The following is a 15,076-nucleotide window of genomic DNA, read 5'->3' on the forward strand; positions in this document are numbered from 1 at the left end:
GTGTTTATCAGTGGACCGGTGTCCTTCCAGGGACGTAGCCGGAGCACTGAGCTCATTCCATTGCGATGCAATGCCGCAGGATCCGCAAGCCGACCAGCCCCGACGGTAGGAGTCGTGGACGTGCTGGTAAATGCGTAATGCCTGAAAGACTTGTGGGAAAAGGCGACACGTCCTAAACCATCTGCTGTGGTACGCAGTGCTTTTGGATGTAGGCGATTTCCCGGGTCTCGGCATAAAGCGGTGTGGCGTGGGCGCTGGCTCCGCTCGCAATGACGTCGCGGGTGCACCGCCATTGCGCTTTTAAAAAGGGGCCGTTACGCCCGAAGCGTCGGGCCGGCCCAGCGGGAGCAAGCTCCCTCGCCACAGATCGCTTTATTTGCTGACGCTGACGCCGTAGAAGGAATTCAAGCCAAAGGGGCTGATCTTGAAGTCCTGCACGTTGGCGCGCATGGGTTGATACACCGTCGAGTGGGCGATAGGTGTCATCGGCACGGCATCCTTGAGGACGTGTTGTGCCTGTTTGTACAGTTCGGTGCGCTTGGCCTGGTCGGTGGTGCGCTTGGCTTCCTTGACCAGACCGTCGAATTTCTTGTCGCACCATTTGGAGAAGTTGTTGCCGGCCAGCGAGTCGCAGCCGAACAGCACGTTGAGCCAGTTGTCCGGGTCACCGTTGTCACCGCTCCAGCCGATGATCATCGCCTGGTTCTCGCCGCCCTTGGAACGCTTGATGTACTCGCCCCATTCGTAGCTGACGATGTTGACGTTCAGGCCGATCTTCTTCCAGTCGGACTGCAGCATCTCGGCCATCAGCTTGGCGTTCGGGTTGTACGGACGCTGGACCGGCATCGCCCACAGGGTGATGTTGGTGCCTTCCTTGACGCCGGCTTCCTTGAGCAGCGCCTTGGCTTTCTCAGGGTCGTACTTGGCGTCCTTGATGGTGGTGTCGTAGGACCACTGGGTCGGTGGCATGGCGTTGACCGCCAGCTGGCCGGCGCCCTGGTAGACCGAGTCGATGATCTGTGGCTTGTTGACCGCCATGTCCAGTGCCTGGCGGACCTTCAGGTCAGCGAGCACGTTCGGCTCGTTGCTGCCCTTGATCTTGTCCATCACGTTGTAGGCGATGTAGCCGAGGTTGAAGCCGGCCTGGTCGGGCATCTTCAGGGCCTTGTCGTCTTTCAGGGCCTTGAGGTCGGCTGGGCGTGGGAAGAGGGTGACCTGGCACTCGTTCTTCTTCAGCTTCTGGATACGCACCGATGGGTCGGTGGTGATGGCGAAGATCAGGTTGTCGATCTTCACATCTTCAGGCTTCCAGTAGTCCTTGTTGCCGGTGTAGCGGATGTTGGAGTCTTTCTGGTAGCTCTTGAACACGAACGGACCAGTGCCGACAGGCTTCTGGTTGATGTCGCTGGCCTTGCCTTCCTTGAGCAGCTGCGCGGCGTACTCGGCGGACTGGATCGAGGCGAAGCTCATGGCCATGTTCTGGATGAACGCGGCGTCCACATCCTTGAGGGTGAACTTGACGGTGTGGTCGTCGACTTTATCGATCTGGGTGATGTTGGTGTCCATCCCCATGTCGGTGAAGTACGGGAATTCGGTCGGGTACGCCTTACGGAACGGGTCGTCCTTGTTGATCATCCGGTTGAAGGTGAACAACACGTCGTCGGCGTTGAATTCGCGGGTCGGCTTGAAGTACGGGGTGGTATGGAACTTGACGCCTTCACGCAGGTGGAAGGTGTAGGTCAGGCCGTCTTCGGAAATATCCCACTTGGTCGCCAGGCCAGGAATCACGGCGGTGCCGCCGCGCTCGAACTGGGTCAGGCGGTTGAACATGGTTTCAGCAGAGGCGTCGAAGTCGGTTCCGGTGGTGTACTGACCAGGGTCAAAACCGGCTGGGCTCCCTTCGGAGCAGAACACCAGGTTAGTCGCGGCTTGGGCGAAGGGTGCGCTGGCTAATAGGCTTGCGCCGACTAAAAACGGAATGACCGCGTGTTTAAGCATGTTGGCCTCATGATTTGTTGTCATTTTTGGATTAGAGGGCGACCTCGTGAGTCGTCCTGCGGATACTTATGCAGGCCCCATACCCAATGCAAGATCCAGAGCGGTCGCAAGTCTGAAACAGTGGCACGAACGTACCTTAATGTCGCATTCGTGTAACTTCTGACGCAGTTGACCGTTTGCGGGCGTTTTTTTGGCGTCAAACGCGCCCCTCGCCGGTGCGTCGCGACGCCGTTTCGCACCGGTTTGGGGCGGGTATCACTTCGTCAAACCCACGCCGTAGAAGGGTGTAAGCCCAAATGGACTGAGTTTGAAATCCACCACTTTCCTGTTTATTGGCTGGAAGACCGTGGAGTTGGCGATGGGTGTGATCGGCACCTGTTGCTTGAGGATCTTCTGCGCCTGGCGGTACAGGTCGATGCGTTGCTGGCGGTCGGTGGAGACCTTGGCCTGCTGGATCAACCGGTCATAAGCGGGGTCGCACCACTTGGCGTAGTTGCTGCCCTTGACCGCCGCGCAGCTGTAGAGCACGCCCAGCCAGTTGTCCGGGTCGCCGTTGTCGCCGGTCCAGCCGTAGATCATTGCGTCATGTTCGCCATTTTTTGCACGCTTGATGTACTCGCCCCATTCGTAGCTGACGATGTTCGCCTTGATCCCGATCTTGGCCCAATCCTGCTGGATCATCTGTGCCGACATCCGTGCATTGGGGTTGGACGCGCGCTGCACCGTCATCGCCCACAAATTGATGGTAGTACCCGGCGCAACCCCGGCTTCCTTAAGGAGCGCCCGGGCTTTAGTCACGTCGTGGGGCGCATCCTGGATGCTCGGGTCGAACGACCATTGCGCCGGCGGCAGGGCGTTCTGCGCCAGTTGGCCGGCGCTCTGGTACACGGCCTTGATGATCGCCGGCTTGTCGATGGCCATGTCCAGGGCCTGGCGAACCTTGAGCTGGTCCAGGGGCGGGTGGGTCACGTTGTAGGCCAGGAAACCGAGGTTGAAACCCGGTTGCTTGAGCACCTGCAGGTTCGGGTCCTGCTCCATCACCTCGATGTCGGCCGGGCGTGGATAGCCGCTGACCTGGCACTCGTTCTTCTTGAGCTTCTGCAGGCGCACGGCGGCGTCGGGGGTGATCGAGAAGATCAGGTTGTCGAGCTTCACGTCCTCGGGCTTCCAGTACGCTGTATTGGCGGCGTAGCGGATCTGCGAATCCTTCTGGTAGCGCTTGAACACGAACGGGCCGGTGCCGACGGGCTTCTGGTTGAGGTCGCCGGCCTTGCCTTCCTTGAGCAACTGCGCGGCGTATTCGGCGGACTGCACGGAGGCGAAGCTCATCGCCAGGTTCTGTACGAAGGCGGCATCGACGTTGTTCAGGTTGAAGCGCACGGTGTGTTCGTCGACTTTCTCGACGCTTTTGATCGTGGTGTTCAGGCCCATGTCGGTGAAGTACGGCGACTCGGTGGGGTAGGCCTGGCGGAACGGGTGCTGGGGGTCGAGCAGGCGTTGGAAGGTGAACAGCACGTCGTCGGCGTTGAAGTCGCGGGTGGGGGTGAAATAGTCGGTGGTGTGGAATTTCACGCCGTTACGCAGGTGAAAGGTGTAGGCCAGGCCGTCGGTGGAGACGTCCCAGCTTGTCGCCAGCCCTGGCTCGACTTCGGTGCCGCCGCGCTTGAATTGGGTGAGGCGGTTGAAGACGGTTTCGGCCGAGGCATCGAAGTCGGTGCCGCTGGTGTATTGGCTGGGATCGAACCCGGCGGGACTGGCTTCGGAGCAGTAGACCAGGGTGGTGGCGGCCTGGGCCATGGGCGCGCCGCTGATCAGGGCGAGGGTGAGTAGAAGTGGTTTGAAGGTAGTCCGGTCCATGAAATCCCTTGGCGGTGATGACGATTTTCCGAAGGGTAGCGGTTGGGGCGGGGTGGGGGAAATAGCCAAAAGTGTGGGGGACTGGTGGGTTTGGGTATAGGCCCGGGATTTGGGCGGTGCTCCGCTTCTATTGTGGGAGCGAGCTTGCTCGCGATGGCGGCCTGGCAGTCGGCCGGGATTTTTGTGTACATATCCATTGCTGTGGTAACGGCGGCTTAGGGTTCCGCCCTGACGGCGGCTTACTTTTGATAGAGCGCAAAAGTAAGCAAAACGCTCTTGCCCCACCACTGGGCACCTCGCTTACGCTCGGTGTTCCCTCACTCCGGCATTGCTCCGTGGGCCCGCCGCGAAGGGTCATCCATGACCCAGCGCGGCTAACCCGGCATCCATGCCGGGTTGCCCACTACGCAATGCCTGCGTTCGGCCCTTGTGGTTAATGGGGCGTCCAGATCAAAAGCCAAAGCAAAAGCGAGGCGGCCTGACTTTTCCGGTTGTACCTGAATCCTGTGGGAGCGGGCTTGCTCGCGAAGACGGCCTGACAGCCGACCAATCCTCTGCGGTTGTAACCCGATCCATTGTGGGTGCGCCTGCTCGCGATGGCGGTCTGAGTTTAAAAGGGGGCTCGACGATTGAGTGCATGGGGATTTCTTTAGCGGGTCGGATCCTCAAGGACTTCTCTGCGAAGTGTCCGGTTCGGGGCTGCTTCGCAGCCCAGCGGGAGCAAGCTCCCTCGCCACGTGTGGATGAGTAGAGATCACTCTGTAATGTCGGACGGATCGCCTGCCCCGAAACGAAACGTCTCACGAGTTTTTCAGGTTGTCCGTCGGAAGTGGGGTCTCTAGTCTTTTCTATGCCGCTGGGAAACAGCGGCCGGGCGTGAGAAACCCGACTAATAGGCATACAGCGTTCAGACCTGCATATAATTGCCGCCAGCTTATCCGCTGCCGGTAGATGCGTTATGGCGGCTGTGTGCGGGCAGACCTCGGTCTGGCCGAGTACCTATTCTCGGATTTCTCACCCTGCACATAGCTGCCACCACTTTGCCGAGTGAGAAACGGCGAGTGATGGCCCTCATCACTAAATAGGTACGAGCACATGGATAAGTCAGTTCCCGACCCACCCCTCAATAAAACCACACCCCTTTGCGGCTTCGACGCCCTCGAAGACCTCCTCAAAGACCGCGCCGCCGCCGAGCGTGCACTGAACCATTACCTCAATCCAGAACCCTCAGGGGACGCCCCCTCCGACTCGCGCATCGACAGCCTGTTCTCGGTCACCGCCAAGGCCGACACCGATACGCTGCTGGCCAGCACCAGCGAAACGTTGGCCTCGGTCAAGGCCATGGCCGAGGACCTGGCCTTCGAAGTGGACGGCACGCGGCGCAGTGTGGCGTTGGGGATTCAGCAGTTGGTGGAGTTGTGCCAGTTGCTGGTGGACAAGGCGCTGGACCAGCTTGAGGCGCCGGCCCGGCCGGTCGAGGCGTAGCAAGGAAGTGTCACCTGATAAAGTGCGGGCACTATCCTGTGGCGAGGGGATTTATCCCCGCTGGGCTGCGCAGCAGCCCCCAACCTGATACCTCGGTGTGTCAGATTAATTGAGGTCGCTGCCTTTGGGTCTGCTACACAGCCCAGCGGGGATAAATCCCCTCGCCACAAAGTGTGTCACTGGGCTGGATATCTCTGTCAGTCCTGCATCACTGCATCAAAACCTCAATCGCCCCATCCGCCGTCATGCTCACCTGGCTGGTGCCCGCTTCCACCTCAGGCGTCACGGATTCCGCGTCCATGGAGGCGCCTTTCATCATCATCGGCGCGCGCAGGTAGGGTTGTGGATAACCGTTGCTGTTGAGGTTCAGGCTGACGATTTTGTAGCCCTTGCCGCCCAGGGCCTCGGTGGCCAGTTGGGCGCGGGCCTTGAAGGCGTTGACGGCGTCCTTGAGCAGGGCGTCTTCGCTGCTTTGGCGGGTGGCGGTGGAGATGGCGAAGTCCATGCCGCCCATCTTCATGTCGGTGAGCAACTCGCCGGTGAGTTTGGACAGGGCGGCGAAGTCGGCGCTTTCCAGGCGCAGTTCGGCGCGCTCACGCCAGCCGGTGATCTTCCCGCCCTTGTTGTCGTAGATCGGGTAGCTGTTGCGGCTGCCCTGGCGCAGGGTGATGTCCTTGACCTGCTTGGCCTGGCCGATGGCTTTGTTCAGCGTGGTGCTGACGGCGGCGGCGAGCTTGGCCGGGTCGGTGTTCTGTTCCTCGGTGTAGAGGGTGACGATCATCAGGTCGCGGGCCACTTCCTGGCTGGCTTCGGCGCGCAGCGAGATCTGGTTGTAGTGCAGCTCATCGGCGGCCAGGGCCGGCAGGCTGGCGACCGTGCCGAGGCTGAGGGCGAGCAGGGCGACGTGGCGACTGAACGTGTGCATGAAAGCTCCTTGGGATGATGCGCAGGGATGAGGTCCGGGCCTGCGTGAACGATAAGACTCTAGCTGCTGCGATCCGGTTCGCACAGTTACAACTTCTATACAGATGCATGAGGCCAATGAAGCACTCTTGTGGCGAGGGGATTTATCCCCGTTGGGTTGCGCAGCAACCCCAAGACCAGCAACTCGGTCCATCTGACATAGCGCAGGGGCCTGTTTTAGGTCTGCTTCGCAGCCCAGCGGGGATGCGTCGCACTCAGAGGCTGTGGCGCTTTGCCGCACACTTGTCTGCGCAACCCGTGCGTTGGTTATACTCCGTGCGATTCGCCTGGAGCACTCATCAGGAGAGCTCATGCTCGCCCCTTTGCAACTGACTTCTGCCTCTCGCCAGAATCTCTGGCGCCTGACGTTCATCCGCATTCTGGTCCTGGCTGCCCAGGCTGGTTCGGTGGGGCTCGCCTACTGGTTCGACCTGCTGCCGTTGCCCTGGCTGCAACTGGCGATCACGCTGGTCTGCTCCTCGGTGCTGTGTGCGCTGACGGCGGTTCGCTTGCGTGCCTCGTGGCCGGTGACCGAGCTGGAATACGCCGTGCAACTGGCCGGCGACCTGTTCATCCACAGCGCGCTGTTGTACTTCTCCGGCGGCTCCACCAACCCTTTCGTGTCTTATTACCTGGTGCCGTTGACCATCGCCGCCGTGACGCTGCCATGGCGATTTTCGCTGATTCTTTCCGGCATCGCCCTGGCGTTGTACACCTTGCTGCTGGTGCGCTTCTATCCCCTGGAAACCTTCCCCATCGCCCGGGAAAACCTGCAGATCTATGGCATGTGGCTGAGCTTTGCCCTGGCCGCGGCGGTCATCACGTTTTTTGCCGCGCGCATGGCCGAGGAGTTGCGGCGCCAGGAAGAGCTGCGGGCCATTCGTCGTGAAGAGGGCCTGCGGGACGAGCAGTTGCTGGCCGTGGCGACCCAGGCCGCCGGTGCCGCCCACGAGTTGGGCACGCCGTTGGCGACCATGAGCGTGCTGCTCAAGGAAATGCAGCAGGATCACCCTGATCCCGCATTGCAGGACGACCTCAGCGTCCTGCAGGACCAGGTCAAGCTCTGCAAGGAAACCCTGCAATACCTGGTGCGGGCCGCCGAGGCCAATCGTCGGTTGGCCATCGACATGCAGGATGTCACCGATTGGCTCGACGAAGCCTTGAACCGCTGGCACCTGATGCGCCCCGAAGCCAGTTATCGCTTCCAACGTCTGGGCCAGGGGCCAGTGCCGCGCATGGCGCCACCGCCGGACCTGACCCAGGCACTGCTGAACCTGTTGAACAACGCCGCCGATGCCTGCCCCGAAGGCATGGAAGTGACGCTGGACTGGAATGCCTTCGATTTGACCATCAGCATTCGAGACCACGGCGCGGGCGTGCCGCTGGCCATCGCCGAGCAGATCGGCAAACCGTTCTACACCACCAAGGGCAAAGGCCTGGGCCTGGGCCTGTTTTTGAGCAAAGCCAGCGTGACACGCGCCGGCGGCTCGGTGAAACTCTACCCCCATGAGAGCGGCGGCACGCTCACCGAGCTGCGCCTGCCCCATGCCGACCGAGGAGACGAAACATGAGTGACGAGATCCAAGTCGACGGCGAAGAGCTGCCGCACCTGTTGCTGGTCGATGACGACGCCACCTTCACCCGCGTCATGGCACGGGCCATGTCCCGCCGCGGCTTTCGCGTGAGCACGGCCGGTTCCGCCGAAGAAGGCCTGGCCCTCGCCCAGGCCGACTTGCCGGACTACGCCGCCCTCGACCTGAAGATGGACGGCGATTCGGGCCTGGTGCTGCTACCCAAGTTGCTGGAGCTGGACCCGGAGATGCGCGTGGTGATCCTCACCGGCTATTCGAGCATCGCCACCGCGGTCGAGGCCATCAAGCGCGGCGCCTGCAATTACCTGTGCAAGCCGGCGGACGCTGACGATGTGTTGGCGGCGCTGCTGTCCGAACATGCCGACCTCGACACCCTGGTACCGGAAAACCCCATGTCGGTCGATCGCCTGCAATGGGAGCACATCCAGCGGGTGCTGACCGAGCACGAAGGCAATATTTCCGCCACCGCCCGCGCCCTGGGCATGCACCGGCGGACCTTGCAGCGCAAATTGCAGAAGCGCCCCGTGCGTCGCTGAACCTGCGCTGAACAGATGGTGTCCACACCCTCGCGGTCAATCGGGCCGTTGCACTATGATCGGCCCGAGTCTGTTCTTTTTTCTATCGAGCCTTAACCATGAATCAGAACGCTGAATATTCCGCGGTCAATGACGCGGTGCGCGGGCAGTTTTTCCGCCGTGTCTGGCAAATGACCACGCCGTACTGGCGCAGTGAGGAGAAGGGCAAGGCCTGGACGTTATTGATTGCCGTCATCGCGCTGTCGCTGTTCAGCGTGGCGATTTCGGTGTGGATCAACAGTTGGTACAAGGATTTCTACAACGCCCTGCAAGAGAAGAACAGTGCGGCGTTCTGGCAATTGATCCTGTACTTCTGCGGCATCGCGGCGGTGGCGATCCTCGGGGCGGTGTACCGCTTGTACCTCACGCAGATGCTCACCATCCGCTGGCGGGCCTGGCTCACCGAGCAGCATTTCGCCCGCTGGCTCAGCCACAAGAATTACTACCGCCTGGAGCAGGGCGGCTATACCGACAACCCCGACCAGCGGATTTCCGAAGACCTCAACAGCTTCACCACCAATACCCTGGGCCTGGGGTTGGGGCTGCTGCGTACCGTGGTCAGCCTGGTGTCGTTCTCGATCATCCTGTGGGGCGTGTCGGGCAGCATCGAAGTGTTCGGCTACACCATCCCCGGCTATATGTTCTGGGCCGCGCTGATCTATGCCGCGGTGGGCAGTTGGCTGACGCACCTGATCGGTCGCCGGCTGATCGGCCTGAACAACAACCAGCAACGCTTCGAAGCCGACCTGCGTTTTTCCATGGTGCGGGTGCGCGAGAACGCCGAGAGCATTGCGTTGTACAACGGCGAGCCGAATGAGAATCGTCGTTTGAGCGGACGTTTCGGGCTGGTCTGGCACAACTTCTGGGACATCATGCGGGTGTCCAAGCGCTTGACCTTCTTCACCTCCGGCTACGGCCAGATCGCGATCATCTTCCCGTTCATCGTCGCGGCACCGCGTTATTTCGCCGGCAAGATCCAGCTGGGCGAGCTCATGCAGATCAACTCGGCCTTCGGCAGCGTGCAGGAGAATTTCAGCTGGTTCATCAGTGCCTACGCCGACCTCGCCGCGTGGCGCGCCACCTGCGATCGTCTGCTGAGTTTCCGCCAGGCCATGAGCGACAACGAGGAACGCGTACCGGCTATCGATGTGCAGAGCCAGGGCAACGTGCTGAAAGTGCACAACCTGGGACTGGACCTGGCTGACGGTCGGCATCTGCTCAGCAACGCCGACATGACGGTGGCGCCGGGTGAGCGGGTGATGCTCAGCGGTCGTTCAGGCAGTGGCAAATCCACCTTGTTCCGCGCGATGGGCCATCTGTGGCCGGCCGGGCATGGCAACATTCTGCTGCCTTCGGCGCGCTACCTGTTCCTGCCGCAAAAGCCTTACCTGCCCATTGGCAGCCTGCGTGAGGTCTTGAGTTATCCACAGGCCGGCGACGTCTACCCCGACGAACGTTATGCACAGGTGCTGGAAACCTGCCGTTTGCCGCACCTGATCGCGCGCCTGGACGAAAGCGATCACTGGCAACGCATGCTGTCCCCGGGCGAGCAGCAACGCCTGGCCTTCGCCCGTGCATTGCTGTACGCACCGCAATGGCTGTACATGGACGAAGCGACGTCGGCGATGGATGAAGAGGACGAGGCAACGCTGTACCAGGCGTTGATCGACCAGTTACCAGGGCTGAGCATCGTCAGCGTCGGGCATCGAAGCAGTTTGAAACGTTTCCATCCGCGACATGTGCGTATTGAAAATGGCCAACTGATGGAGCATGTCGTGACAGCATAAACACTCAAAATCTGTGGGAGCGAGCTTGCTCGCGATAGCGATGGATCAGTTGATATTGATGTGGCTGACCCACCGCCATCGCGAGCAAGCTCGCTCCCACAGGGGTTTTGTGGTGAGCCGGATGCTAATGTACGCAACTGCTCCAATGTGGGAGCGAGCCTGCTCGCAATGGATGGCAACTCGGTTTGCCAGACTGTTCAATAGATTGGCCTCGTCGCACCAAAAGTGATCGTACAACCACGTTGCGCTATCATGATGCGCATTCAGCCGCTTGCCGAGACATGAGCCCCATGGAAAACCCGATCGACATACCCCGCCTTCCCCGCAAGCGCCGCAGCCTGGCGCAGGAGCTGGTGACGGTGCTGACCGAGCAGATTCGCGACGGTCTGCTCAAGCGTGGCGATAAATTGCCCACCGAGTCGGCGATCATGGAAGCCCATGGTGTCAGCCGCACCGTGGTGCGCGAGGCGATTTCCCGGTTGCAGGCCGCCGGCCAGGTGGAAACCCGCCATGGCATCGGCACCTTCGTGCTGGACACGCCGAGCCCGAGCGGCTTTCGTATCGACCCGGCCACGGTGGTCACTTTGCGTGACGTGCTGGCGGTCCTGGAATTGCGCATCAGCCTGGAGGTGGAATCCGCCGGCCTGGCCGCGCAACGCCGCAGCGCCGAGCAACTGGCGACCATGCGCGCCGCCCTCGACGCGTTGAAGGAAAGCGCGGCCCATGCCAGCGACGCGGTGGCCTCGGACTTCGCCTTCCACCTGGAAATCGCCCTGTCCACCGGCAACCGCTACTTCACCGACATCATGACCCACCTGGGCACCAGCATCATCCCGCGCACCCGGCTGAACTCGGCGCGCCTGGCCCACGACGACCAGCAGCACTACATGGACCGCCTGAGCCGCGAGCACGAGGAAATCTATGAAGCCATCGCCCGCCAGGACTCCGACGCCGCCCGCGCCGCCATGCGCCTGCACCTGACCAACAGCCGTGAGCGCCTGCGCCAAGCCCATGAAGAGGCGCAAGCCCAGGGCTAGAAGGGCAGGGCTCCCCCCGGGGCCGAAAGTATCCCCAGACAACCCAAATTCCCGTGGCGAGGGAGCTTGCTCCCGCTTGGGGGCGCAGCACCCACCGAGCGGGTCTGCTGCGCAGCCCAGCGGGAGCAAGCTCCCTCGCCACAAGGGGCGGTGGTGAATTTGGATGTTGGTTTTATGCCTTGAGCTGCACATTCAGTGACGTGAACGTCTGACGGCATCCCCATCCCCCAGACAACCCAAATACCCGTGGCGAGGGAGCTTGCTCCCGCTTGGGGGCGCAGCACTCACCGAGAGGGTCTGCTGCGCAGCCCAGCGGGAGCGAGCTCCCTCTCCACAGGGGGCGGTGGTGATTTGGATGTTGGTTTTATGCCTTGAATCGCACGTTCAGTGACGTGAACGTCTGACGGCATCCCATCCCCAGACAACCCAAATTCCCGTGGCGAGGGAGCTTGCTCCCGCTTGGGGGCGCAGCACCCACCGAGCGGGTCTGTTGCGCAGCCCAGCGGGAGCGAGCTCCCTCGCCACAGGGGGCGGTGGTGATTTGGATGTTGGTTTTATGCCTTGAATCGCACGTTCAGTGGCTTGGACGTATCGGCCCCGCCACTCTCGTAGGTAAACGTGTAGCGCAGTTCAACCAATCGGCCGCTGAATGCCTTCAGTGTGTCGCCGGGCACTGTCAGGGTTACGCCCTTGCGCAGTTCCGCCACCTCGAAGTCATCCGGGTGCGTCTCGGGTGTCTTGTTGACCATCATGGGTTCGAGATTGCCCGTCCATTCCGGCGGCTTGGAGGCCGCACCCAGGGTCAGGTGTACGGACGAGTAGGGTGAGATATCCGAGTCCGGGATCTGCACGGTCAGTGCCTTGCCCGCCTTCGACAGGCTCACCGTCGCCTCCCCGCTGGCCGAGGCGGCTGGAAAATCCTTGAGCGTGGGTTTCTCGAATGTCGTCGTCATGGTGTCGCTCCCGGTGAGGTCGGCCGTGACCATCGCGCACGGGCGGCTCACGGCAATAAGGCCATGTGAAACCTACAGGAAGGAGCCAGGACTGCGGGTTGCGAATGGCCGTTCGGCAGGGTCCTTCGAGATGTCAGGGCGTTCGTGGGTATGGCACGGCCACCTGCCGGTTATGCCTGCTTCCCAAAAGGCCGCCTACTGGCAGAGTCGACAGTGCTGACGAACGGTCCATCAGGCTTTTTTACCCTTCGATGACGAAATGCAGTTGACGCAGGTTATTTAAGTTGTACGATGACCTACAACTTCTGGCCGAAGCTTAACTCTCTCATACATACATTGCGTCCCAGGGTGTTCGAATAATGAATCCACAAGAACTGAAGTCCATCCTCTCGTCTGGCCTGCTGTCTTTCCCGGTCACCGATTTCACTGCCCAAGGCGATTTCAATCGCGACAGCTACATCAAGCGCCTCGAGTGGCTGGCCCCGTACGGCGCCTCTGCCTTGTTCGCAGCCGGTGGCACCGGTGAATTCTTCTCCCTGGCCGCCAGCGAGTATTCGCAAGTCATCAAGACCGCCGTCGATACCTGCGCGACCAGCGTGCCAATCCTGGCCGGTGTCGGCGGTGCCACCCGCCAGGCCATCGAATACGCTCAAGAAGCCGAGCGTCTGGGCGCCAAGGGCCTGTTGCTGCTGCCGCACTACCTGACCGAAGCCAGCCAGGACGGCGTTGCCGCCCACGTTGAAGCCGTGTGCAAATCGGTGAAGATCGGCGTGGTGGTCTACAACCGCAACGTCTGCCGCTTGAACGCCAACCAGCTGGAACAACTGGCCGAGCGTTGCCCGAACCTGATCGGCTACAAGGACGGCCTGGGCGACATCGAACTGATGGTGTCGATCCGTCGTCGCCTCGGCGATCGCTTCAGCTACCTGGGCGGCCTGCCGACCGCAGAAGTCTACGCCGCGGCCTACAAGGCCCTGGGCGTGCCGGTCTACTCCTCGGCGGTGTTCAACTTCATCCCGAAAACCGCGATGGACTTCTACCACGCCATTGCCCGCGACGATCACGACACCGTTGGCAAGATCATCGATGACTTCTTCCTGCCATACCTGGACATCCGCAACCGCAAGGCCGGTTATGCCGTGAGCATCGTCAAGGCCGGCGCGAAGATCGTTGGCTATGACGCCGGTCCTGTGCGCACGCCGCTGACCGACCTGCTGCCGGAAGAATACGAAGCCCTGGCCGCGCTGATCGACAAGCAAGGCAAGCAGTAACAGACCCGACAAAGCCGCTGAGCAATCAGCGGCTTTTTGCGTAAGGCTTTTTGTGAGGAGAGCATCCGTGACTGATGCAAAGCGTTTCGATAACTACATCAACGGTCAGTGGGTAGCCGGTGCCGACTATTGCACCAACATCAACCCGTCCGATTTGTCCGATGTCATCGGTGAATACGCCAAGGCTGACGCAGCGCAAGTCAACGCCGCCATCGAAGCGGCCCGCGCCGCCTTTCCGACCTGGTCGACCTCGGGCATTCAGGCGCGTCACGATGCGCTGGACAAAGTCGGCAGCGAGATCCTCGCCCGCCGCGAAGAGCTCGGCCAACTGCTGGCTCGCGAAGAGGGCAAGACCCTGCCCGAAGCCATCGGCGAAGTGACCCGCGCCGGCAACATTTTCAAATTCTTCGCCGGTGAATGCCTGCGCCTGTCCGGCGACTACGTGCCGTCGGTGCGCCCGGGCGTCAACGTCGAAGTGACCCGCGAAGCCCTGGGTGTGGTCGGCCTGATCACCCCGTGGAACTTCCCGATCGCCATCCCGGCTTGGAAAATCGCCCCGGCCCTGGCCTACGGCAACTGCGTGGTGATCAAGCCCGCCGAACTGGTACCGGGTTGCGCCTGGGCTCTGGCGGAAATCATTTCCCGCGCCGGTTTCCCGGCCGGCGTGTTCAACCTGGTGATGGGCAGCGGCCGCGTCGTCGGTGAAGTGCTGGTCAACAGCCCTAAAGTCGACGGCATCAGCTTCACCGGCTCCGTGGGCGTGGGGCGGCAGATCGCCGTCAACTGCGTGTCGCGCCAGGCCAAGGTGCAGTTGGAAATGGGCGGCAAGAACCCGCAGATCATCCTCGACGACGCCGACCTCAAGCAGGCCGTCGAGCTGGCGGTGCAGAGCGCGTTCTACTCCACCGGCCAGCGTTGCACGGCTTCCAGCCGCCTGATCGTCACCGCCGGTATCCACGACAAGTTCGTCGCGGCGATGGCCGAGCGCATGCAGTCGATCAAGGTCGGCCATGCGTTGAAGGCCGGCACCGACATCGGCCCGGTGGTTTCCCAAGCTCAACTCGACCAGGACTTGAAGTACATCGACATCGGCCAGAGCGAAGGTGCGCGGCTGGTCAGCGGTGGCGGCCTGGTGACGTGCGACACCGAAGGCTACTTCCTGGCGCCGACCTTGTTCAGCGACAGCGAAGCGTCGATGCGCATCAGCCGCGAAGAGATCTTCGGCCCGGTGGCCAACGTCGTGCGCGTGGCGGACTACGAGGCGGCGCTGGCGATGGCCAACGACACCGAGTTCGGCCTGTCGGCCGGTATCGCCACCACATCGCTGAAGTATGCCAACCACTTCAAGCGCCATTCCCAGGCGGGCATGGTGATGGTCAACCTGCCGACCGCCGGCGTGGATTATCACGTGCCGTTCGGCGGGCGTAAGGGTTCGTCCTATGGTTCGCGTGAGCAAGGTCGCTACGCGCAAGAGTTCTACACAGTGGTGAAGACCTCTTACATCGGATCGTAACTGCAACACCGGCCGGGCTGGTGATCCAGCCTGGCCGTACAATCT

Annotated in this window: 11 protein-coding genes; 7 read left to right on the forward strand and 4 right to left on the reverse strand. The window is 61.6% G+C overall.

The window, feature by feature from the left end; all coding sequences use genetic code 11:
- Nucleotides 1-372 precede the first annotated feature (372 nt).
- Nucleotides 373-1,998 (reverse strand): ABC transporter substrate-binding protein, encoded by a 1,626-nt coding sequence (locus V3H56_RS04080; RefSeq protein WP_042732602.1) that lies wholly within the window; start codon nt 1,996-1,998, stop codon nt 373-375.
- A gap of 255 nt (nt 1,999-2,253) precedes the next feature.
- Nucleotides 2,254-3,855 carry an ABC transporter substrate-binding protein gene (locus tag V3H56_RS04085; protein WP_047738313.1) on the reverse strand — a complete coding sequence of 534 codons (1,602 nt, stop codon included), beginning with the start codon at nt 3,853-3,855 and terminating at the stop codon, nt 2,254-2,256.
- A gap of 1,095 nt (nt 3,856-4,950) precedes the next feature.
- Here V3H56_RS04085 and V3H56_RS04090 point away from each other — a divergent pair.
- Entirely contained in the window at nt 4,951-5,340 is a 390-nt protein-coding gene (locus V3H56_RS04090; protein WP_047738311.1) for a DUF6124 family protein, read from the forward strand.
- 208 nt (nt 5,341-5,548) lie between these two features.
- Here the strand turns inward: V3H56_RS04090 and V3H56_RS04095 are convergent, their stop codons facing one another.
- Nucleotides 5,549-6,265, reverse strand: coding sequence for an SIMPL domain-containing protein (locus tag V3H56_RS04095; protein WP_042732382.1), 717 nt, complete (start codon nt 6,263-6,265; stop codon nt 5,549-5,551).
- 349 nt (nt 6,266-6,614) lie between these two features.
- Here V3H56_RS04095 and V3H56_RS04100 point away from each other — a divergent pair, with 349 nt between their 5' ends.
- The 4 genes from V3H56_RS04100 to V3H56_RS04115 all read left to right on the forward strand — a co-directional run bounded on the left by V3H56_RS04100 (nt 6,615) and on the right by V3H56_RS04115 (nt 11,294).
- The gene (locus tag V3H56_RS04100) at nt 6,615-7,874 is read left to right on the forward strand and encodes an ATP-binding protein (RefSeq protein ID WP_042732381.1); all 1,260 of its coding nucleotides are present in this window, start codon (nt 6,615-6,617) and stop codon (nt 7,872-7,874) included.
- Nucleotides 7,871-8,431: a response regulator transcription factor gene (locus V3H56_RS04105; protein WP_042732380.1), complete on the forward strand. Its 561-nt coding sequence runs from the start codon at nt 7,871-7,873 to the stop codon at nt 8,429-8,431. Before V3H56_RS04100 ends, V3H56_RS04105 begins: the two co-directional genes overlap by 4 nt.
- A 98-nt stretch (nt 8,432-8,529) precedes the next feature.
- Nucleotides 8,530-10,257 carry an ABC transporter ATP-binding protein/permease gene (locus V3H56_RS04110; protein WP_047738309.1) on the forward strand — a complete coding sequence of 576 codons (1,728 nt, stop codon included), beginning with the start codon at nt 8,530-8,532 and terminating at the stop codon, nt 10,255-10,257.
- A gap of 290 nt (nt 10,258-10,547) precedes the next feature.
- The gene (locus V3H56_RS04115) at nt 10,548-11,294 is read left to right on the forward strand and encodes a FadR/GntR family transcriptional regulator (RefSeq protein WP_172679703.1); all 747 of its coding nucleotides are present in this window, start codon (nt 10,548-10,550) and stop codon (nt 11,292-11,294) included.
- Between the two features lie 554 nt (nt 11,295-11,848).
- On the opposite strand, the gene V3H56_RS04120 is transcribed toward V3H56_RS04115, so the two are convergent.
- Nucleotides 11,849-12,247 (reverse strand): hypothetical protein, encoded by a 399-nt coding sequence (locus V3H56_RS04120; protein WP_080964412.1) that lies wholly within the window; start codon nt 12,245-12,247, stop codon nt 11,849-11,851.
- 359 nt (nt 12,248-12,606) lie between these two features.
- Between V3H56_RS04120 and kdgD the strand changes: the two genes are divergently transcribed.
- Both kdgD and V3H56_RS04130 read left to right on the forward strand, forming a co-directional pair.
- Nucleotides 12,607-13,518, forward strand: coding sequence for a 5-dehydro-4-deoxyglucarate dehydratase (kdgD, locus tag V3H56_RS04125; protein WP_042731719.1), 912 nt, complete (start codon nt 12,607-12,609; stop codon nt 13,516-13,518).
- Between the two features lie 67 nt (nt 13,519-13,585).
- Complete coding sequence (locus V3H56_RS04130; protein ID WP_042731718.1) at nt 13,586-15,031, forward strand: aldehyde dehydrogenase family protein; 1,446 nt, start codon at nt 13,586-13,588, stop codon at nt 15,029-15,031.
- Nucleotides 15,032-15,076 lie beyond the last annotated feature (45 nt).

Origin of the sequence: Pseudomonas sp. MS646 (assembly GCF_036693845.1) — a bacterium.
Classification (GTDB): Bacteria; Pseudomonadota; Gammaproteobacteria; order Pseudomonadales; family Pseudomonadaceae; genus Aquipseudomonas; species Aquipseudomonas chlororaphis_E.